The 20,109-nt window shown below is 62.2% G+C and carries 19 protein-coding genes; 5 read left to right on the top strand and 14 right to left on the bottom strand.

All coding sequences use genetic code 11. From position 1 onward, the window contains the following. A partial coding sequence (locus tag ACFQ6H_RS28580; RefSeq protein ID WP_378650209.1) for a condensation domain-containing protein occupies window positions 1-1,927 on the bottom strand: 1,927 nt, incomplete at its 3' end. 192 nt (window positions 1,928-2,119) lie between these two features. On the opposite strand from ACFQ6H_RS28580, the gene ACFQ6H_RS28575 reads away from it, so the two are divergent. Both ACFQ6H_RS28575 and ACFQ6H_RS28570 read left to right on the top strand, forming a co-directional pair. Continuing rightward, entirely contained in the window at window positions 2,120-3,979 is a 1,860-nt protein-coding gene (locus ACFQ6H_RS28575; RefSeq protein WP_378650207.1) for a DUF4012 domain-containing protein, read from the top strand. 201 nt (window positions 3,980-4,180) lie between these two features. Further along, window positions 4,181-5,212 (top strand): iron-siderophore ABC transporter substrate-binding protein, encoded by a 1,032-nt coding sequence (locus tag ACFQ6H_RS28570; protein ID WP_378650205.1) that lies wholly within the window; start codon window positions 4,181-4,183, stop codon window positions 5,210-5,212. Between the two features lie 36 nt (window positions 5,213-5,248). Here ACFQ6H_RS28570 and ACFQ6H_RS28565 read toward each other — a convergent pair whose 3' ends face one another. The 6 genes from ACFQ6H_RS28565 to ACFQ6H_RS28540 all read right to left on the bottom strand — a co-directional run bounded on the left by ACFQ6H_RS28565 (window position 5,249) and on the right by ACFQ6H_RS28540 (window position 12,075). After that, window positions 5,249-5,752 carry a GbsR/MarR family transcriptional regulator gene (locus tag ACFQ6H_RS28565; RefSeq protein WP_378650203.1) on the bottom strand — a complete coding sequence of 168 codons (504 nt, stop codon included), beginning with the start codon at window positions 5,750-5,752 and terminating at the stop codon, window positions 5,249-5,251. Between the two features lie 77 nt (window positions 5,753-5,829). After that, the gene (locus ACFQ6H_RS28560; RefSeq protein WP_378650201.1) at window positions 5,830-7,068 is read right to left on the bottom strand and encodes a hypothetical protein; all 1,239 of its coding nucleotides are present in this window, start codon (window positions 7,066-7,068) and stop codon (window positions 5,830-5,832) included. Window positions 7,069-7,102: 34 nt separating this feature from the next. Continuing rightward, entirely contained in the window at window positions 7,103-9,094 is a 1,992-nt protein-coding gene (locus ACFQ6H_RS28555) for an ArnT family glycosyltransferase (RefSeq protein WP_378650199.1), read from the bottom strand. Between the two features lie 93 nt (window positions 9,095-9,187). Continuing rightward, entirely contained in the window at window positions 9,188-9,700 is a 513-nt protein-coding gene (locus tag ACFQ6H_RS28550) for a GNAT family N-acetyltransferase (RefSeq protein WP_378650197.1), read from the bottom strand. A 134-nt stretch (window positions 9,701-9,834) separates the two neighbouring features. Continuing rightward, window positions 9,835-11,133, bottom strand: a complete 1,299-nt coding sequence (locus tag ACFQ6H_RS28545; RefSeq protein WP_378650195.1) for a DUF222 domain-containing protein — start codon at window positions 11,131-11,133, stop codon at window positions 9,835-9,837. A gap of 48 nt (window positions 11,134-11,181) precedes the next feature. Further along, window positions 11,182-12,075 carry a 4-hydroxy-tetrahydrodipicolinate synthase family protein gene (locus ACFQ6H_RS28540; RefSeq protein ID WP_378640459.1) on the bottom strand — a complete coding sequence of 298 codons (894 nt, stop codon included), beginning with the start codon at window positions 12,073-12,075 and terminating at the stop codon, window positions 11,182-11,184. 71 nt (window positions 12,076-12,146) lie between these two features. On the opposite strand from ACFQ6H_RS28540, the gene ACFQ6H_RS28535 reads away from it, so the two are divergent. Continuing rightward, the gene (locus ACFQ6H_RS28535; RefSeq protein ID WP_378538756.1) at window positions 12,147-13,055 is read left to right on the top strand and encodes a LysR substrate-binding domain-containing protein; all 909 of its coding nucleotides are present in this window, start codon (window positions 12,147-12,149) and stop codon (window positions 13,053-13,055) included. Between the two features lie 6 nt (window positions 13,056-13,061). Here the strand turns inward: ACFQ6H_RS28535 and nadC are convergent, their stop codons facing one another. The 3 genes from nadC to nadA are packed head-to-tail and all read right to left on the bottom strand — an operon-like array spanning window position 13,062 to window position 16,539. Further along, window positions 13,062-13,934, bottom strand: coding sequence for a carboxylating nicotinate-nucleotide diphosphorylase (gene nadC, locus ACFQ6H_RS28530; RefSeq protein ID WP_378650193.1), 873 nt, complete (start codon window positions 13,932-13,934; stop codon window positions 13,062-13,064). Then, window positions 13,934-15,505, bottom strand: coding sequence for an L-aspartate oxidase (locus ACFQ6H_RS28525; RefSeq protein ID WP_378650192.1), 1,572 nt, complete (start codon window positions 15,503-15,505; stop codon window positions 13,934-13,936). The genes nadC and ACFQ6H_RS28525 overlap by 1 nt, the downstream gene beginning before the upstream one ends. Continuing rightward, entirely contained in the window at window positions 15,502-16,539 is a 1,038-nt protein-coding gene (gene nadA / locus ACFQ6H_RS28520) for a quinolinate synthase NadA (RefSeq protein WP_283304452.1), read from the bottom strand. The genes ACFQ6H_RS28525 and nadA overlap by 4 nt, the downstream gene beginning before the upstream one ends. A gap of 102 nt (window positions 16,540-16,641) precedes the next feature. Here nadA and ACFQ6H_RS28515 point away from each other — a divergent pair, with 102 nt between their 5' ends. Beyond that, on the top strand, window positions 16,642-17,370 hold the full coding sequence (locus ACFQ6H_RS28515; RefSeq protein WP_378650190.1) for an NUDIX domain-containing protein: 729 nt from the start codon (window positions 16,642-16,644) through the stop codon (window positions 17,368-17,370). Window positions 17,371-17,384: 14 nt separating this feature from the next. Here the strand turns inward: ACFQ6H_RS28515 and ACFQ6H_RS28510 are convergent, their stop codons facing one another. Together ACFQ6H_RS28510 and ACFQ6H_RS28505 are read right to left on the bottom strand one after the other, a co-directional pair. Beyond that, window positions 17,385-17,717 carry a short-chain dehydrogenase gene (locus ACFQ6H_RS28510; RefSeq protein ID WP_378449614.1) on the bottom strand — a complete coding sequence of 111 codons (333 nt, stop codon included), beginning with the start codon at window positions 17,715-17,717 and terminating at the stop codon, window positions 17,385-17,387. A gap of 111 nt (window positions 17,718-17,828) precedes the next feature. Next, window positions 17,829-18,431, bottom strand: coding sequence for a TetR/AcrR family transcriptional regulator (locus tag ACFQ6H_RS28505; protein WP_378650187.1), 603 nt, complete (start codon window positions 18,429-18,431; stop codon window positions 17,829-17,831). Between the two features lie 83 nt (window positions 18,432-18,514). On the opposite strand from ACFQ6H_RS28505, the gene ACFQ6H_RS28500 reads away from it, so the two are divergent. Then, window positions 18,515-19,345: an SDR family NAD(P)-dependent oxidoreductase gene (locus ACFQ6H_RS28500; RefSeq protein ID WP_378650185.1), complete on the top strand. Its 831-nt coding sequence runs from the start codon at window positions 18,515-18,517 to the stop codon at window positions 19,343-19,345. An 11-nt stretch (window positions 19,346-19,356) separates the two neighbouring features. Here ACFQ6H_RS28500 and ACFQ6H_RS28495 read toward each other — a convergent pair whose 3' ends face one another. Continuing rightward, entirely contained in the window at window positions 19,357-19,947 is a 591-nt protein-coding gene (locus ACFQ6H_RS28495) for a DUF2567 domain-containing protein (protein WP_378650183.1), read from the bottom strand. An 11-nt stretch (window positions 19,948-19,958) separates the two neighbouring features. Beyond that, on the bottom strand, window positions 19,959-20,109 hold a 151-nt coding region (locus tag ACFQ6H_RS28490; protein ID WP_378650211.1), incomplete at its 5' end, for a hypothetical protein.

The raw sequence follows: 20,109 nt of genomic DNA, 5'->3' as shown, positions 1-20,109 counted from the left end.
ACGTGGATGCCAGGAGCGCGACTCGGGAGGAACTATCGATGTTCAGTCGCCGTGCGTGAGAACGCAGCAACGGCAAAATGCCACGGTGGCTGACCACGACGCCCTTCGGCCGTCCGCTCGACCCCGAGGTGTAGACCACGTAGGCGGTATCGTCCAGGGACACGTCGGCGATAGATGAACCGGCCTCCGAACCTCGATCGATCGGCCCATCGACAGTTTCGTCGCCCCTGGGACTGACGACGCAGACCCAAGCCGGCACGCCTGCCGGATCGTCACCGACCACAACGGACACGTTGGCATCGTCGAGAATGAAAGCGACACGCTCGGAGGGTGTTTGAGGATCCACGAAAAGAAGAGCCGCACCGGCCCGCGCCACTGCATGAAATGCAACTACGGAATCGGTCGACCGCGGGGCGAGGATCCCGACGACGTCACCTCGGACGACGCCGTTCTCTACGAGCAAGGCGCACAGTGCATCCGCGCGAGCGCCGAGTTGGTCGTAGGTGACGTCCACACCTTGGTCACGGATCGCGACGGCACTCCCCCGCCCTGCCCCGTCTCTGATGACCGAATCGAGCGTCGCGAATCCGTCCGTCCGCGCACCCAGCGCGGGGACCAGATCATTCAGTTCGTCCGCCGAGAGGACAAGGAGGTCACCGAGCCCCCTGGTGGCCGAGTCGAGGAATCCCTCGAGTAGCCGAACGAACTGACGATGGTGCATCGACAGATCACGTTCGCTGTACAGGCGCGGATTGGCTTCGAAGGACAGGCGAACGTTCTCCCCCGCGATCGACGGATAAATGCTGAAGAACAGATCTTCGGTGGGTCCGGATGTGAGGACGTGAAATTCGCCGACGACGTCACCGAGCCGAATCGCTTCGTGAAACATCATGACGTTGACTGCCGGGCCCGCCGAGTCGCGGGATCCGCCCTGATCTCCCTGGAAACCCATGTCCTCGTAACGGAATCGCTGATGCCGCAATGCGCCGGTCATCTGCACCGAGATCTGACGCACCAACTCTTGTGGCGACAGATCCCGATCAAGTTGCGCACGAACAGGCACGATGTTGGACAGCATTCCGCCCGAACGTCTCGACCTTGCCGTGGTGCGGCCGGACACCGGCAGGCTGAGGACGACGTCGTCGGAATCAGTCATCCGACCGAGATAGGACGCGAACGCACCGACGAGGATCGCCACCTCGGACGTAGTCCACTCCGTCGCGACATCCGAAAGCTGTTTTGCAAGAGTTGGATTCAACGTCTGCACCATCACGCGCTGCGGCATGGACGTCAGCCCGGCGCCGTCGGCGAGGCGAACCGGGCGAGGCAGGCCCTCGGACACCTCAGTCCAGTACTGCTCGTCCGATCGATACCGCGCCGAGGATCGGTAGTCGACATCGAGGTCGTGCAGCGCACGTACCCCCGCACCACCGAAAGGAGTCAGCTTCTTGCCGTGAACAAGATGCGAATAGCGCTCGGCCACTCGCGTGGTGAGTGTCATCGCCGCATACCCGTCGAGCACGAGGTGATGGGCATGCGAATACCAGAAATAGTGATTGTCTGCCAGGTGCAGCAAGGTCGCCGAGATCAAGCGATCCGACATCACGTCAAGTGGCCGTGAGTATTCCGCTGTCATCCACTCGTTCGCGCGCTGAACTGGATCGTCATTGCTGCGGAGGTCGAGGTATTCGAGATCGTCGACGATGGAGTGATCGACGACCTGAAGCGGCTCGGCATCAGTAGCGACGAGGCGAACGAACGCAGACTCCACTTCATGACATGCCGTATTCGTTGCCTCGATCAGCGCGTCGACGTCAACCGGTCCTCGTAGTTCCACGTACTGAGCCACCACGAACGGAGTTGACGGACTCAGTTGCTGCGCGAACCACAGCGCGAGCTGAGCCCGAGACAACGGAAAAGCACTCAACCCGTCACCTCACATTTCACCAGCCTTGTTATTCACGAACATTCGGTGGCTGATCACGTGAATCCATGGGAGCGAACACCACGAACGGCCGAACCGAACCCTACTGTCTCGTCTAAGTTTTCACCACCGGGCCAACACTGCTAGACATGTCGACGCAGCTTTCACGCACTCAAACGTCAGGAGCTTCAGCGGATGAACAACGACACGGTGGGACCAAAGTCCGACGACGATTCCGGGGCTGAACCGATCGGCTCCGACAACATCCCACCGAGCGGTCCGGAGCGCGAACCCAAGGGGTCGGCTGCGTTTCTCCGAAGCCACCGAACAGCAGTCGCGATCACGGCATCGACACTGCTCGTGGGTGGTTTTGTGGCCTGGCTCGGTTACACGGCATACGAGGCGCAGGGCAACCTGGAAGCGGCTCGCGACCACGCACAATCGGCAAAGAGTGCACTACTTGCCGGGGATACGGGGGTCGCAGAGTCCGCCGCGGCGGAAGCCGATCTCGCGGCGTCGACCGCCTATGACAACACCCATTCGCTTCCCTGGAACATCGCCGCCGCTGTTCCTGTCATCGGGTCGCCCTTCGACTCGACGCGCCAGATGACCGAGGTCGTCCAGGGACTCACGCGTGACGTTCTCGGTCCTGCTGTCACTGTCGGAACTTCACTCGCACCAACGGAATTGGTGCAGCCCGGCGGACGCTTGGCACTCGCACCGTTACGCGAAGCAGAACCGAAACTGGCCGAAACAGCTATCGCCGCGGAATTGCTGTCGTCGCAGGCACAGGAAGTTCCCGAATCGAAGTACCTGGGCCGAGTTAACGATGCCCGAGCAGAATTGCAGTCGCAGACAAGCGAACTGGCTACCCTCTTGACGAACACCGCCACAGCGGCTCGCATCGCACCGGCGATGCTCGGCACCGACGGACCGCGCAATTACTTCATCGGTTTCCAGACCAATGCGGAAGCCCGCGGAACCGGTGGCCTCTTGGGCGGATACGGCATCGTCCGAGTCGACGACGGCGCCGCTCGGGTGGACACACTCTCCCCCAACTCCGAACTAACACTGGACAATCAACCGATAGACCTTGGTCCTGACTTCAACCAGCTGTACGGAACAAGTCGCCCGACCACCGATTCTCGCAACAGCAACCTCAGCTCGCACTTTCCCTACGCGGCACAGATCTGGCAGTCCCTGTGGTCACAGGAGTCCGGGGGTGAGATGGTCGACGGTGCGATAGCGACCGATCCGATAGCCCTGAGTTACATTCTGAAAGCGGTAGGGCCGATCAAGATGCCCGACGGGGAGTCGGTGACGGCCGACAACGTCGTGGAACTGACCGAGTCGACCGCGTATGCACGCTTCCCTTCCGACAACAAGGCACGAAAGCAGTATCTGCAGACGATCGCGGCCCGCGTCGTCGAGAAGATGACCGGGAACATCAAGTCCCCGAGCGCACTGCTGGAAGCACTGGGCAAGGGCGTCAGCGAGGGCAGAATCGCGGCGTGGAGCTCGCACCCCGACGAACAATCGGTGCTCGCCGACACGGTCCTCGGTCATACGATCCCCGGAGATTCGGCGCCGTATGCCGGTGTGGTGATCAACAACCAAGCCGGCAACAAGCTCGACTACTACCTCACAAGAGAAATCGACTACACAGCGCAGACGTGCACCGGCGACACCCGAAAGACAACGGTCACCGTTCGACTGACGAACAACGCACCCGACGCCGACCTGACCGAATACGTCAGCGGGATCGTCGACAACCCCGGACGACTGCCCAAGGGCACCAACGTGGCCGCAGTCACCTTGCTGGCAACGACCGGAGCAAAACTTGACGCGGTCTCGGTGGGCGGGCAGATTTCGTTTGCCGTCAACGGATCAGAGCAGGGGCACCCGGCCTTCATGACGAGGGCCGTCATTCCGCGAGGACAGACTGTTGAACTGAAGTTCGATCTGACCGAGCCCACAGCCGAGGGCGAGGCCCGCGTACCGGTCCAGCCGCTGGTCGACGAACCGAGGATCACGGTCGACGTGCCTACCTGCTGAACGTGATCGGCAAACGTCTATCGCTCCCCTTCCGCGCGGACGTTTGCCGATCAGCGTCTTTCGACAGCCCTCGATGAACTTTCAACAGATTTGAAACTTTGTCGAAGGCTAGCCTATGCTTCCTGACGCGCCTGGAACCGGCCGTCGGCTGCGATCCGTCGGAGTCTCACTCCTCGGCGCATCGACAACGGAAGGTTCCTCATGCGATACGCCCGTGTGCGCTCACTTCGCCGAACTGTGGCGCTGAGTGGATTGGTCATTGCCGCCCTAGTGGTCGGTGGATGCAGCAACAACAACGCTGAAACCGAATCAGGCAACAGCGACTTCGACACCGTCACCATCGAAAGTGCACTCGGAAACGCCGTCATCACGGAAAAGCCCAAGCGAATCGTGACCCTCGGCATGGGATCGGCTGAGACTGTGATCGCGCTCGGCACAATCCCGGTCGGCGTCGAAAAGTACTCATGGGGCAGCGACGACACCGGATATCTGCCGTGGGTCCACGAAGCGGTCACGAAGCAAGGTGGCGAATTGCCCGAGCAGTTCACCGGCGGAACCGACCTCAACATCGAAGCGATCATCGCTCTCGAACCAGACCTGATCCTCGCCCCCTGGTCCGGCATCACTCAGCAGCAGTTCGACTCGCTCAACGCATTCGCGCCGACCGTCGCCTACGCAGAGAGCCCGTGGACCATCACGTGGGAAGAGCAGATCAACGTCATCGGCAAAGCCATGGGTGAATCCGAGAAGGCAACGGCCGAAATCGACAAGATCAAGTCGCAGTTCGCGGAATCGACTGCCGCACATCCGAACTACGCCGACGTCAGCTTCTCCTTCATCTACAACACGGGCCCGGGAACGCTCGGCGTCTTCTTCGCCGAAGAGCAGCGTGTGGCCATGGTCCGCGCACTCGGCTTGCAGGTGGATCCCGTCGTCTACACCTTGACGGAATCGGAAGGAACAGACTCAGCCGTCATCGGCCTGGAGAACGCAAACCTCCTCGACAAGTCCGACCTGCTTTTCACCTTCTACTCGGACCCGGCCAATCGCGCCGAGATCGAGGCGCAGCCGGCCTACCAGGCCATCCCCGCCGTGGCTCGGGGAACTGTGATCGCTCCGACCGAACAGCCCTTCGTCACGGGTTCCTCGATGATCAACCCGCTGACCGTGCCCTGGTCGCTCGAGCGTTACGTACCGATGATCGACGAGGCAATCGCGAAGCTGAACAAGTGATGTAGATACGCACCGTGCGATCGAGAAGCCCGCGTCCTATTCGGATGCGGGCTTCTTGCCGTCACGTTCGCTCTTGAATCGCATCCACTCACTGCTCAGCATGCGATTGTCGATGATCCACCCCATGTAATCGCGCATGTTGAGCACACGAATGTACGCGGGGCCGTTGGGGTTTGCGTATTGCAGCGCCTCGGTCGCAAGCTTGCGTTGATTCTCGAGATACACGTGCTCTGTTTCGAGGAATCCGCCCCACACGTCGGAATCCATGACGTAGTAGTGAGTCCGATCCCGAGGCTTGCGCGTGCGTTTGACGAAGCCCCGGTCGATCAACCGGCGAATATAGGTGGACACCGATCCGCGACTTGCTCCGAGTGCCTGCGCCAACTCTTCGGCACTGACCCCTGGCGACTCGCTGATCAACAGATAGCCCGCAATCCGACCTTCGATACGAGCCCCACCACCGGACTGCCAATACACGGAGAACTGGTCGACGAACCAGGTGGAGAAATCGTCACCGCGAGCAGGGCTGGCATCGCCCATTCGTTGAGCCTCCGACGTCACTGAGTACGAACAAAACTGAGTGCGAACAATTCGTCACTATTGTGCCAGCACCACACTCACTGAGCCGAAAGCATCAGTCCTGGAGTGGTTGCAATGAACTCGAGTTGTTCGATTGTCAAGGGTGGTGCTGTGGTGGAGCCAACCGTTTTCACGAACTGGGTCACCACGACGGTTTCGCCGGAGGGCTGGACAACCCGGACCGTGTCGTCGCCCGAGCCATAAGGATCGACCAGGCGAGTCACGGTGGTGGATCCTGGCAACGTCAGTGTCTCACCCGGTTCCGGCACGGCGGTACCAACCGATATTTCGACATCGCTGCTGCCGTCCGCTGTCGAAGCGACGATTCGCTCGCACACTCCACCCTGTCCGTAATCATCTGGAACCAACGAACCGAGCGGGCGTTCCAAGGTGACGCCTGCCGCGCCGAGGTCTTTCCACCGTGTGTCGAGCAACTGATTCAGTCGGTCGACATCCATGCGCGTCGCAGGTGGGCCGGCATTCACAGAATCGGTGTAGCAGGATGCCATCGGCGGCGGCGTCGAGTCTGGAACCGGCGCAGTCACCGCAAGCCCCGGCGAGGTTGCGAGCCCGATCAGTTCGTCCATCGTCAAAAGCGGACCAGTACCCGTCGAAGTCTCCGTCGACGTGTCGATGCTGGCAACAACCCGGGATCCGTCGCCGAGATACGCGACGACACCTCGCTCGCCCCCGACATCCGAAGCGACTTCGTCCTCGAAATCCGCAATGTCCAGCACTGTTCCGTTCGCGAGATGCTCCCGCCGATCCACAAGACCCTCCAAGCACGGCGGCACCGGCTGATCCCATGCACGAACCTGAACCGAGACATCGGCCGTCTGCCCGCCGCGACTTACCGCCCCGCTTGCCCTCGTCGAACCGCTGAACTCGATCGGGTCGACCCCGTCAGGAAACGATGCACCCCGGAAATTCTGGATCGGCGCAAACTCGAACGATTTCGACGGACTCGCAAATACAACCTCGACAGCTGAAGGCAACGATTGGAGTAACGCGTCGCTCATAGCGGTGGCCTTCGGCCCCGAGAACCACGGATAGTCCGGATCGTCATAGCCAGGCTCGCCCGCGGAACCGTAGTTGAATCGTACCGGCGGACCCGGCGATTCAACCGAATCGCAGCCAGGAATTGACGTGCCTGTGTCCTCGTTCGTCACCGCCGCGACAACAGTTCCCAATGCGACGATCGAGACGATCACCAGCCCGTCGCGCCAGGTCCATTGCTCGCGACGACGGTTCGACTCGTGTGCGGTGTGCCCAGACATTTCTCGATCATTGCCTACGGCAACAACTACGTCACTATCCGACATACCCAGTGAGGTCGTACACCGTGGAATTTCCCACTGTCGTCGATCCGAAATTGGCTTCGACCCATTCCTGGATGGCACTCGACGTGCTGTCCCCGCTTTGGCCCTCTCTCTGGCTTCCGCCCTGGCCACCGGCAATGTAGTAGTGAATTTTTCCGTCTGCCACGTACTGGATGAATTGATCCAATGTCGGTGCGGGATCGGAACTCCAACCGCCGATCGCCATCACCGCGGTATTGCTGGCCAACTCGTAAGTTGCTGCGCTTTGCGAACCGTTGGTCGCGGCCGACCACGTGGTGCCCGCATTGACCAGCATTGCCGTCAACTCTGAAGCACTTTCGCTGCCGCTACTCAGTTCTTGCCCGTTCGACGCCGGATTTACAGTCGCGTCAGAAGAACTCGGCGGAGCGTCACCGTTTCGCAGCTCCGGGCCCCCACCCATACCTCCTCCCCCGCTCATTCCGGAATCGGACACCGCACCGGCTGGTCCGGCTGTGGGAATGGATCCGCCGTGCGCGGCTGCGGCAGTGGCAATCGCGTAAGACGCCGAACCTGCTATCCCTGCCAACGAGCCGATAATCAATCCAGCGACAGCAAGCCTTCGGAATCGATCCTTGGCTCCCACCAGAACCAGGATCGCGCCGACAATCGTGCCTACCAACAGAATCCACTTCAGCATCGGCAGCCAGTCGGCATTGCGGTGCAACAACACCCAACTCCAGATTCCTGCGGCCAGCATCATCGCAGCCAGGCCGCAACGTCCGATCCAACGGGCACGGACCAACCACAGAGCGTATCCACCGGTCCCGATCATCCCTGCGACGGCGGGCGCAAGCGCAACTGTGTAGTAGGGGTGGATCGTGCCGGACATATAGCTGAAGATCAGGCCGGTAACGAGAAACCAACCACCCCACACGATCAACGACGCGCGGAGAATATCTGTGCGCGGTGCGCGTCCCCGAGCGAGGAGTCCGAATACCACTGCGATCAGTGCCGCAGGAATCAGCCAGGAAATCTGTATACCCATCTCGCTGCCGAACAGCCGTTCCAGTCCGGTACTCCCCCCGAAGCTCGAACCCGCACTGCCACCGTTCATTCCGCCACCGCCACCGGTGTTACCGAAAAGTCGACCCAATCCGTTGTATCCCAGCACCAAGTCCATGACGCTGTTGTTCGTCGACCCACCGATGTACGGGCGAGAATCCGCAGGCCACATCCACACTGCCAATACCCACCAACCGGCCGATACGACAACGGCCGTGGCTCCGATCGCCAAGTGGACCAAGCGAGCTCGCAGACGTGCCTGTCCGGCAATCGCATACGCACCTCCGAATGCAGGTAATACCATCAACCCCTGCAACATCTTGGTGAGAAAAGCGAACCCCAGCGCAACACCGGCGAGGGCTACCCACATCGCGGCTCGCCGCCCCATCGCCGTGCCCATTGCCCGAATCACGAAGTAGCCGGCGAGAGTCATGAGCAGAACCAACAGTGCATCAGGATTGTCGAACTTGAACATTAGGGCGGCAGCCGGCGTAGCGGCCAACACAGCTCCCGCCACAAGACCCGCAGCGGGCGACGCCACTCGTTTGACGGCCGCATACACGAGCGCAACCGATCCGACGCCCATCAATGCCTGCGGAACTAGAAGGCTGGCACTCGAAAATCCGAAGATCCGTCCGGACAGACCCATGACCCACAACGAAGCGGGCGGTTTGTCGACCGTGATGAAATTCGAGGTATCGAGGGACCCGAAGAACCACGCTTTCCAATCTTGGGAGCCGGCCTGCGCAGCCGCAGCGTAGAACGTGTTGGCGTATCCACTCGCGGTCAGATTCCACAGATACAGGACCGCCGTTGCCGCCAACAGGGTCGTCAGCGCCAATCCTGTACGACGAGTGCGGAACCACGACGGCGAGGGCTCCGCTCGATGGGCAGTTGGTGCCGGCCGCTGAGGTGGGGCCGGATGCAGAACGGCGGTCATCAGGAAGTCCCTTCACGAGTTACTGTCCTGTCAACGATCGCGTCTCCAACCCTGGCGTCACTGGGACCCGGCTGGAAGGTTGCTGTGAATGGCTCAGGTCAGAGCGCGCTCGAACAGCACGACGCTGAACCAACCGTTGTCGGCATCATCTCCGAAGTCACGACGCCCGACCTCGGTAAAACCCGCGTCCAAGTAGTAGCGACGCAATCGCACGTTCGTTTCCACACAATCGAGCCGCAGGTACTGCGCGCCCTCCTCTACGGACCGTCGACGCGCCCAGAGCAGTAAGCGTTCACCCATCGAGTCGCCCGAAAAAGCTCGATCGACAACCAATCCGTGCACATAGCCTGCGGGTTCATCCGAATCGGGCCAAACCCGAGGGTCTGACCAGATCAACCTCAGCGCACCGGCGATCCTCGACTGAACCTGGTCTCGCGCGACATAGAACTCCCCTCGCGAAATCTGGGCCTCGATCTGCTCGAGAGACACTTCGCGAGGACGCCACTGAGCGATTCCACGTTCCGCCAACCAGTCTTCCGCCCCATGCCGAAGCGCCAAAATCGCCGGCGCATCACTTGCGATCGCCCGCACAACGTCCACGGTCATGATCCCTCCCCCCGATACGACCAACCACAGGTGCGGCCCACAGCGGCACGACCTCTAGGCTCCGCCTCGGATGTATCTGCGAGAGGGAGCCTATCGGCGTGAAGTTATGTCTCTGAACGGGTCCCACCACTCGGTCAGGTTTTGAAGGTGGTGTTCGCCGGCCGCGGGTGCCGCTGCGGGTCGATCGAGGGCGGCGGGATGAACCACGGTTTGTTGTCGACGCCGATTCTGATTTCCCATTTTCCGACGAACCCCGATTTGCGGTGCATCAACCGGTGATGTGAACGGCACAGCAGGACAAGGTTGTTCATCACCGTCGGACCACCGTTCGCCCAATGCCGAATATGGTGCGCATCCGTCCACGCCGGTACGCATGTGCAGCCGGGGAACGCGCAGCCTTTGTCGCGGGCGATCAGCGCCACGCGCTGTTCGGCGTTGACCAACCGTTTTCCGGGTCTCGCATCGAGCGGCGCGCCGTGAGCGTCGAGCAACACCGTCGAGAGGAAACAGTCGCACCCCAACAACCTCGTCTGAGACACCGACAGCGGTCCCAACCATGGCATGTGCCCGACATCAAGATCCGACGGGGACTCTTCACCATCAGAAGGCGCGGCGGCACAATCCCGATGCTCAGCCAAATCGCGCGCGTTGATGTGCACGTTCACATGCGGACGCTGCCCACCATCGGCACCGGTCTTGGCGCAGTCCAGATACCGGCGGATCAGCTCGGTGAACCCGTCCGCGGTCCGCTTCGCCGCCGACCGAGCGTCGGGGGTTCCGTCCGGCGCCGGGGTCGGCATCGTCAGATTCGACAACGCCGACAGCAACATTTCACCGGTGAGAGCGTCGAAATCACCCCGCACCACCACCCGACCATTCAGCGTCGAGGCGATCCGAAGTTCGTTCCGATCGACATCTTCGGCTGGCGGAATCTCATCCGATTCGAACACCCGCTCCAAAGTCGCGATGACATGCCGCACCTTCGTCGTCGTCGCCTCCACACCCGACGCAGCCGCGAGCAACAAGTCGATGCAGCGAGGCAACGCTTCCTCCGGCATCCCCTTCGGCGGGGACTCACAGAACGCCACGATCAACACGACATGCTCTAACGAGCAATCCCCACAATCGAACCGAGCCGCTACCGCCGGAAACGGCCGTAGCGCGGCACCCAGGGCGGCGATCTTCTTCCCGTCACGAACCTGCAGCATCGTGTTTGCCGCCAACCACGCACCGACGCCGCGGCTGGCGATCACCTGATCGTCCGGGCGCATCGAGAGTTCGTCCACCACCGCCACCCGCACGGCTTCGAGCCGAAGAATCTCCGCACTCGCCTCGACAGCAGCAGCGCGTAACTCCGCGGCAGTCAATTGCCACAGACGTCCGCGTAACCCCACCGCAGAACCAGACACCACGTCCGACAACAAGACACTCATAGAATCCCCCGATCCCCACCCCCAACAATACTCGAACACGCATTCGAGTCAAGAGCGATAGATCTCCAGCGCTCGATCCACCGATTCATCGCTCGCCGGTAGCAACGGCAATCGCACATGAGGCGTCGGAATCTGCCCCAACGCATGCAACACACCCTTGATCACAGTCGGGTTCGGTTCGGAAAACAGGGCCCCGGACAGCTTCGACAACCGTCGTCCAAGGTCGCGAGCACTGTCCACATCGCCACTGTCCCAGGCTTTTACCAAGCGGACGAAGTCACCAGTCGACACGTGAGCCGAAGCCAAAATGCCGCCGGACGCGCCCAAGGCCAGGAGCGGTGCGAGGAACAGATCATCCCCGGCCAGTACGGCGAAGTCGTCCGGAAGATCCGCGAAGAGTTCGACGGCAGCTGCGTCGATACTGCCGGCGGCATACTTCACAGCAACAACCCCGGGCAACGCTCCCAGCTCCCGCAGTGTGCGACCGTCCAAATCGCACGCAGTTCGGTACGGCACGTGATAGACGACGAGCGGTACCGGGCCCGATTCCTGCAGGTACGTAAAATGCGCCACCACACCGGCTTTCGACGGCCTCGTGAATGAGGGAACCGGAACCAACGCCGCCGAGACCTCCGGCCACCGACTCAGACCGTCGAGCGCCCGCGCACTGCCCACCGTGTCGCTACCGCCGGCGCCGACGATCAACGTCGCGCCCCGCGCACGGCACACGCTCGCGCAGGTGTCCAGAACGGCCACTCTCTCCTGCTCCGTCAGCGTTGCGCTCTCCGCCGTCGTCCCGAGCGCAACGAGTCCGACCGCACCATCGGAGAGAACCTGGTGCGCAAGCCGTTCGAGTGCGTCGGTTGCGATACGCCCGTCGCTCTCGAACGGGGTGATCAGTGGGACATGGATTCCGGCGAGGTCAATTCGAGCAGTAGTCATAGAACTCAGCCTCACCCAACAAACCTTGTAGGTCTAGTTCGCGTTTCCATCGTCGAGCGTAAGCTGAGCTGATGCTTGATGTTCGTCGACTGAGACTCTTGCGTGAACTAGCGCTGCGCGGCACCATCGTTGCCGTCGCCGAGGCGTTGTCGTTCAGTCCCTCTGCCGTGTCGCAGCAGTTGGCCGTTCTCGAACGTGAAGCCGGAGTTCCTCTTTTGGAACGCACGGGGCGTCGGGTGCGCCTCACGCCGGCAGGCGAGAACCTCGCACGTCACGCCGAAGTCATCCTGCAACGCCTGGAACAGGCATCGGGTGAATTGGTCGACGCTCGTCGTGGCCTCGCCGGACCGCTACGCATTGGTACGTTCCCGACCGCCGCACGCGCGATCCTCCCTCAGGCCTTGATCGCACTGTCGCACGAGCACCCGGGATTGGAACCGATGGTCTCGGAAATCGACCCAGCCGACGTCGCCGACGCGCTACGAGCCGGGAATTTGGACTTGGCTTTGATTCACGACTACGACTTCGTCCCTCGCCCCACCGAACCGGGCCTGACGACATTGCCGCTGTGCAGCGAAGCCGTGTACCTCGCTTCGAGTGACATCGAGTCAGATCCCGGTAACGCTGTCGCATCGCTGACCGACTGCGTAGAACGTCCCTGGATTACCGCAATCCCCGGAACCGCTTGCCACGCAATGACCATTCGCGCGTGCCAAGCTGCCGGGTTCACACCGAAAGTGCGTCATCACATCGACGAGTTCGCCACTGTTCTCGCCCTCGTTGCTGCGGGACAGGGAGTTTCACTGGTCCCGGAACTCGGAGCAAGTCATCCACCACCGGGAGTACGGCTCACGCCGATGCCTATTCGGCGACGGACCAAGATCGCCCACCGAGCCGGCTCCGACGCACACCCGGCAGTCACAACCGTGACAAGCGCGCTTCGCTCGGCAGTCCCGCTACTGCTGGACGCCGAGCACTAGCGACACTTACATGTCGAGTCCGAGGTCGAGCACCGTCACCGAGTGTGTCAATGCACCTACGGCCAGGTAGTCGACGCCGGTTCGGGCGTACTCTGCGGCAACGTCGATGGTGAGACCGCCCGAGGACTCGAGCTTGGTTTCGGGAGCAACAGAGTCGCGGCGTTGGACCGCAATCTGCGTCTGCCAGAGCGGGAAGTTGTCCAGCAGAACAAGTTCGACCTTTTCCGCCAGCACCTGATCGAGCTGAGTGAGATTGTCGACCTCTACTTCACATTCGATGTCCGGCGCGAGTTCGCGGACAGCGCGAAGTGCAGCAACCACCGAACCGGCAGCAGCAACGTGGTTGTCCTTGATCAATGCGGCGTCACCCAACCCCATGCGGTGGTTGACTCCCCCGCCCACGTGAACTGCATATTTCTGCAGAGAGCGCAGGCCTGGCAACGTCTTTCGACTGTCGCGCACTTTGGCATGAGTGCCGGCGATGGCGTCGACCCACTGTGATGTCGCCGTGGCGATCCCCGAGAGATGGCAGACGAGATTGAGCATCGTCCGCTCTGCCGTGAGAAGTCCGCGGGTGGGCGCGACAACGGTGAGCACCGATTGACCTGGCGCAACCCGAGTTCCGTCGGAGACCCGATCGACTACCTCGTAGTTACCCGCGCCGATCACCTCGTCGAGAACAAGCAGTCCGACGTCGATGCCGGCGACGGTACCCGATGAGCGTGAGACGACCGAAGCCTTCGCGACCGCATCAGCGGGAACCGTTGCGGTAGAGGTGATATCGGGGCCATAGCGCAGATCCTCGTCGAGAGCGAGCCTGACCAATGTGAGCAGCTCGTCACGGTCGAGCGGCGCGGGCAGGATCTTCTGCTCGGTCATCAATGAACTCCTGTCAACAACATGTCGGGTATTTCGAGCGCTCCATCGGCGCCCATCTTGATCCGAGTGCTGCGGCGCTGATTCGGATCTGTTTCAGGATAGTCGGTGCGGGTATGGCAGCCACGGCTCTCGGTTCGCGCCACGGCCACGTCGACCAATGCAGTCGCGGTCAGTGTGAGCGCCGCGTCTTCGAGGTCCGGAGCAGCCACCGCCACTGACTGTTCGGCGTCGGCAAGCGCGGCTCGCGCAGTCTGGAGACCGCCTCCGTCGCGAACCACCGACGCGTGTGCCGTCATGACGGACTGCACGGTCTCGCGCGGCAGGATCGGCATCGGCTTGCGCACCACGTTGACCACTTCGGCATGGACATCGCGACGCTCGGCAGCTGCGATTCCTGCACGCTCCCCGACTACCAAACCCTCGAGAAGGCTGTTGGACGCAAGGCGATTCGCGCCGTGCAATCCCGTGCGAGCCACTTCACCCGCTGCGTAGAGTCCAGGCACTCCCGTTCGTCCATGGACGTCGGTGGCGACTCCCCCGCACGAATAGTGCGCAGCCGGAGCGACCGGAATTAATTGGGTGCGTGGATCGATACCGGCTTCGAGGCAGGACGCGGTGATGGTCGGGAATCTCGAATCGAAACCGTCGAGCTTTCGTGCGTCGAGATAGACGTGATCGGTGCCGAGATCTCGTAGGCGTGCTGCGATTGCCCGCGAAACCACATCACGCGGGGCGAGATCACCCAGCGGATGAACACCTGCGGTGACCGAATCACCGTTGGTGTCGACAAGAATCGCACCCTCGCCGCGGACCGCCTCACTGATCAGGGGTCGGCGGCCTACCCCACCCGGAGTGAAGAGCACCGTCGGATGGAACTGAACGAACTCCAGGTCCGCAATCGCCGCACCAGCTTCGAGTGCCAACGCGATTCCGTCCGCAGTTGCGCCAGGCGGATTTGTGCTGCAGGCATACAGCTGACCGAGTCCGCCGGTAGCGAGCAGGACCGCTGGTGCATGGATCACCCCAAGCCCTTCCGGGGAGGAGACGACGAGTCCACACACCCCACGGCGGTTGGTCACCACCTGAACTGCCGCTGCACCGAACAGGACGGGCAGGCCGGCAGCATTGAGAGCCCGCTGCACTTCCGCGCCCGTGGCGTCGCCGCCGGCGTGGATGATCCGACGTGTGCTGTGCCCACCCTCGCGGGTGCGCGACACCTCGCCGTCTCGCCCGCGATCGAAGACCGCTCCCAACGCGGCCAGCGCTGCAACAGCGTCGTGACCAGCTTCTACGATGGAATAGACGGCTTCCTCGTCGCACAAACCGACGCCGGCCTCACACGTATCCGCAACGTGCGATTCGACGGAATCCGTATTCAGATCGTCGACGACCGCGATGCCACCCTGCGCGTACTGAGTCGAGGTGTCCGTCGGACCACCCTTGCTGACAGTGAGTACTTTCAGTCCCCGCAGAGAAGCGGTGCGCGCTGCGGTGAGGCCGGCAACACCGCCTCCCACGACGACCAGGTCGGCATGGGCCTCCCAGGCGAAACGCCCGGCAGGGCTGGTCACTCGCCGCCGCCCGGATTACCGATCTCGATCATGCGCTGCACCGATTTCTGCGCACGCTTGGCCATCTCGAGATCGACGTGGACCTCGTCCTTGCCCTCGAGAAGGCAGCGAAGCAACGCGGCAGGCGTGATCATCTTCATGTACGGGCACGATGCGCGGTCGTTGACGGCCTGGAAATCGACGTCGGGCGCCGCCTTACGCAACTGGTGCAGCATCCCGATCTCGGTTGCGACCAGAACCTGCTTGCTCTTGGTGACGCGGGCAGCGTCGAGCATTCCGCCGGTGGAGAGGATCTTGACCTTGTCCGCGGGGACCGCGCCTTCGCCGGCGAGGTACAGAGCCGAAGTGGCGCAACCACATTCAGGGTGCACGAACAGCTCGGCATCGGGGTGCGACTTGGACTTGGCCGTCAGCTCGTCACCGTTGATGCCGGCGTGCACGTGGCACTCGCCCGCCCAGATCTGCATGTTGGTACGGCCGGTCACGCGCTTGACGTGAGCTCCCAGGAACTGGTCCGGCAGGAACAGCACCTCGCGGTCGGCATCAATCGAGTTGACCACGTCGACGGCATTGGACGAGGTACAGCAGATGTCGGTGAGTCCCTTCACCTCTGCCGTGGTGTTCACGTACGACACCACGAGCGCGTTCGGGTTGTCGGCCTTCCACTCACGAAGCTGCTCGGCATTGATCGAGTCGGCCAGCGAGCAGCCGGCCCGCTCGTCCGGGATCAGCACGGTCTTGGACGGCGACAGGATCTTCGCGGTCTCGGCCATGAAGTGCACGCCACAGAAGACAATCGTGTCCTCGGGTGCCTCGGCTGCGATTCGCGAGAGTGCCAGGGAATCTCCGACGTGATCGGCGACGTCCTGAATCGCAGGCAGCTGGTAGTTGTGCGCAAGAATCGTCGCGCCGCGTTCGCGAGCCAGACGTTTGATCTCAGCGGCCCACTCGGGGGTCGCTTCGACTCCGTTGTATCCGCCGGGGCCGTCGTGAATCTGCGAGGCCGATCCCTCCCATAACGTCGTGGTCGTCATGGCGTTCTCCTTCACCGTGAACCCGGGCTCGTCACCCAGTTCAAATCCGGACGGGCTGGCCCGGATTTCCGTATTCGAGGTTTTCGACTTAGGATCGAAAACGTGCCCAATAGTAACACCACCCACGAAGTGCTTGCAGCGGTGTTCCAAGTTCGCACCTTCCCCGCGAACATCGCCGCAGGTGACGGCGATCACTGCCCACAAGGACGTGAAGAGTTGGCCGTGCTGCTGTGGCAGCGTGCACTCAACCCGCAGAAGGGCACGTGGTCCCTGCCCGGGGGCACTTTGCGCGACGACGAGGACCTGACGACATCCGCTCGACGCCTCCTCGCCGAGAAGGTCGACCTACGAAAGGTCGCCCACCTCGAACAACTCTCCGTCTTCAGTGATCCACAACGAGTGCCGGGCCCGCGCCGCATCGCGTCGACCTTCCTCGGACTCGTTCCCCTCAGTGCCGATCCACAACTTCCACCGGACACTGCCTGGCACCCGGTTTCGAAACTGCCGGAGATGTCGTTCGACCACGGAACTGTCGTGCGGCACGCGCGCAATCGACTGGCTGCAAAACTCTCCTATACCAACATCGCATTCGGGCTGGCGCCCGAAGAGTTCGCGATGTCGACGCTTCGCGAAATCTACTGCGCTGCACTCGGTTACCAAGTCGATGCCACCAACTTGCAACGCGTACTGGGGCGTCGAGGCGTTCTGACTCCCACCGGCAACACCGCACCGTCCGGCAAGTCGGGTGGACGTCCACCGGCGTTGTACCGTTTCACCGACTCCACCTTGCGGGTCACCGACGAATTTGCCGCACTACGGCCCCCGAGCTGACGTCGATCAGATTCTCAGGCAACGGCTTCGAGATTTCCGCGTTGCAACCACACCGAGGTCACGGCGCCGCCCGGATCGATGACCCGGTTGATTGCACCGAACCGTGTCGTCACCCGATCGAGAATCCGATCGGCCTGCCAACGATCCGTCGGATCGGCGACAATCGCAAAGAAGCGATGGGCAGGTTTTCCCGCCATGACGCGCACCAATTCGGTGACCGTCCGAGCCGTGACTGCCACGCTCCAACCAGCGTCGAGAAACTCGGCGGCAGTGCGCGCACCGTGCTCGAATCCGATGTCCGTGACTAGTACAACTCCCCTGTTCGGGGCGATCTCTGAAACACTCATTGCGGAACCTCCAGTCGGAATCAAACTTCTTGACTCCTATGTAAGTCCGCAATCTTGTGCTTCCCTTGTGCTGGTTCTGTGAGAACTCTGGGGAATTGCGCGCGCCCCACCTCAGACAGATCGAGACAGCCCCGCCCAGAAGACCGTCGAGGCCGCGTTCACCACATCGCCGACCGGTACGTCACCCAACATTCCGCCCGCAGCAAGCGTCGCGACGCCATGGAACGTCGCAAAGGCAACCAGCGCAATACTTTCCGGATCACCGGCGGCAATATCACCCGAGGCCTGAGCCTCCGATACGAGCCGGACGGTCAGGTCCATCGTCGCGTGCCCCGCGTTGACGACAGTCTCGGCGGCGCCCGGTGCATGCTTGTTGCTGTACATCAACGACAAAAGTCCGGGATGGTCCAGCGCAAAATCCACGTAGGCATTCGCGAGCGAGGAGAACCGGGCCCTCGCGGTCCGTGGAGCATCCGCGACCGCCCGCTCGAGCGCACCGGTCATCCGATGGAATCCACTTTCGGCCAAGGCATCGAGCAAAGCCTGGCGATCACGAAAGTGCTTGCCCGGAGCCGCGTGGCTCACGCCCGCCTCGCGCGCGAGTTGCCTCAGCGACAACTTGTCGACGCCATCTCGTTCGAGTGTTGCTTCGGCCGACGCCAGGAGTTCCTGTCGCAGGCTGCCGTGATGGTACGGCTGTTCGTGGGCGGGCATGGTGGCACCATATCAAAATGTTGCCATTGACAACTATGGTGTCAGTGCCTACATTTGGGATCACCCGAACCGAAGGAGCCACCATGGCCATCGACGTAGCCGGAACCACCGTCCTCATCACCGGAGCCAGCGCTGGGCTCGGAGTGGAATTCGCTCATCGCTTTGCCGCTCGCGGCGCACACCTCGTTCTGGTCGCCAGGCGGGCAGACCGCCTCCAGGCACTCGCCACCGAACTCCGTGGCGCCCACGGCATCACCGTGACAGTCCTGCCCGCCGACCTGGCCGCACCCGGCGTCGGCGCGACCCTGCACCAAGAACTCGCCAGTCGCGACATCACGGTCACGTCCCTGATCAACAACGCCGGATTCGGAACACACGGAGCATTCGTGGACGAAAACCTCGAGCGCGTCACGTCCGAAATTCAGCTCAACATCGCCACACTCGTCGAACTGACGCACACATTCCTGCCCGACCTTCTCACCGGCCGCGGAGCACTGGTCAACATCGCCAGCACCGCGTCGTTCCAGCCGACACCGGGCATGGCGGTCTACGGCGCATCAAAGGCGTTCGTACTCAACTTCACCGAAGCGCTCTGGGCAGAAGCTCGCGGTAGCGGATTGACCGTGTTGGCAGTATGCCCCGGTCCGACGCGCACCGAGTTCTTCGACGTAGTCGGCTCCGAGGACGCAGCGGTCGGGCGAATGCAGACGGCAACTCAGGTGGTGGACACCGCTTTCCGAGCACTGGATCGACGCAACGCGCCGCCGACCGTCGTATCAGGACTGCCGAACTGGGTGTCCTCGATCAGCACTCGCTTCGCAACCCGCCGGTTGGGGGCGCTGATTTCGGGCCGACTGCTGGGCGACGTGCGAATGAAGTCCGAAGCGAAGCGCTCGTCGACGTCGCCGGCGTAGCGACGTGACAGCTACGGGAGCTTCGGCTGGATCTCGTCTTCGGTCTGTTCGGTCTCGATGGCCGGATCCCCGGATTCCGGATCCCCAGATTCCGGATGGTCACCCACACCGAGGTCGTCGAACGGATTGAGCACTGCGAGAACCAAAGTCACGACGCACGCCGCGAGCGGCTGAAACAGAAGGACGAGCAAGGTGCCGATGTTCGGCGCCCGCGCGATGATCTCCCCGACCGCCGGATTGTCGGCCGTGGGGAAACGCAGTCTGGCCACACCCGAGCCCACGAGTGCCATCAGGCCTGCTCCCACCGCTGAGCCGACGATCAACCCGCCCAGGGCATACGGGCCTCGACTCAGGCGTGCCAGCCAGGCCGCCACCGCCGACAGCACACCGACGATCAGTGCCAGCCAGATGAATACTGCGCTCGCGTCGAACTGGTGAAGACTCTCACCCGTCAACGCGACGCCGCGCCCCTCGGACACCACCAACAGGTGCTCTGCCGGAGCCAAGAACGCCCACAGCACACCAACGAGCACGCTCACGCCCGCAGTGGTTGCGGCGATCACGATCGCGGTGCGCAGACGAGTCTGCCGAAGAGAGATCACACAGAGTGACGCTACCTGCGGGCGGCGTCGATCGAGTCGACGACACCGTGACGGGAGCATTTCGCCCACCATCCGTCAGGACTGACCTGAACGATCATGCGACGTCCGCACTGCTCGCAGAAGCGAGGAGGCTCGAGCCCCATCGACGCTGCAGTCGGCGTC

It is taken from the genome of Rhodococcus sp. NPDC056506 (assembly GCF_042794945.1).
Lineage (GTDB): Bacteria > Actinomycetota > Actinomycetes > Mycobacteriales > Mycobacteriaceae > Rhodococcus_F.
Note: the sequence above shows the minus strand (reverse complement) of the source record. Positions and strands in the feature narration are given on the sequence as shown.

What these genes read in the sequence shown, in the direction of transcription:
- ACFQ6H_RS28575 (WP_378650207.1), top strand. Translation starts at nt 2,120, where the DNA reads ATGAACAACGACACGGTGGGACCAAAGTCCGACGACGATTCCGGGGCT.
- ACFQ6H_RS28570 (WP_378650205.1), top strand. Translation starts at nt 4,181, where the DNA reads ATGCGATACGCCCGTGTGCGCTCACTTCGCCGAACTGTGGCGCTGAGT.
- ACFQ6H_RS28565 (WP_378650203.1), bottom strand. Translation starts at nt 5,752, where the DNA reads ATGGGCGATGCCAGCCCTGCTCGCGGTGACGATTTCTCCACCTGGTTC.
- ACFQ6H_RS28560 (WP_378650201.1), bottom strand. Translation starts at nt 7,068, where the DNA reads ATGTCTGGGCACACCGCACACGAGTCGAACCGTCGTCGCGAGCAATGG.
- ACFQ6H_RS28555 (WP_378650199.1), bottom strand. Translation starts at nt 9,094, where the DNA reads ATGACCGCCGTTCTGCATCCGGCCCCACCTCAGCGGCCGGCACCAACT.
- ACFQ6H_RS28550 (WP_378650197.1), bottom strand. Translation starts at nt 9,700, where the DNA reads ATGACCGTGGACGTTGTGCGGGCGATCGCAAGTGATGCGCCGGCGATT.
- ACFQ6H_RS28545 (WP_378650195.1), bottom strand. Translation starts at nt 11,133, where the DNA reads ATGAGTGTCTTGTTGTCGGACGTGGTGTCTGGTTCTGCGGTGGGGTTA.
- ACFQ6H_RS28540 (WP_378640459.1), bottom strand. Translation starts at nt 12,075, where the DNA reads ATGACTACTGCTCGAATTGACCTCGCCGGAATCCATGTCCCACTGATC.
- ACFQ6H_RS28535 (WP_378538756.1), top strand. Translation starts at nt 12,147, where the DNA reads ATGCTTGATGTTCGTCGACTGAGACTCTTGCGTGAACTAGCGCTGCGC.
- nadC (WP_378650193.1), bottom strand. Translation starts at nt 13,934, where the DNA reads ATGACCGAGCAGAAGATCCTGCCCGCGCCGCTCGACCGTGACGAGCTG.
- nadA (WP_283304452.1), bottom strand. Translation starts at nt 16,539, where the DNA reads ATGACGACCACGACGTTATGGGAGGGATCGGCCTCGCAGATTCACGAC.
- ACFQ6H_RS28510 (WP_378449614.1), bottom strand. Translation starts at nt 17,717, where the DNA reads ATGAGTGTTTCAGAGATCGCCCCGAACAGGGGAGTTGTACTAGTCACG.
- ACFQ6H_RS28505 (WP_378650187.1), bottom strand. Translation starts at nt 18,431, where the DNA reads ATGCCCGCCCACGAACAGCCGTACCATCACGGCAGCCTGCGACAGGAA.
- ACFQ6H_RS28500 (WP_378650185.1), top strand. Translation starts at nt 18,515, where the DNA reads ATGGCCATCGACGTAGCCGGAACCACCGTCCTCATCACCGGAGCCAGC.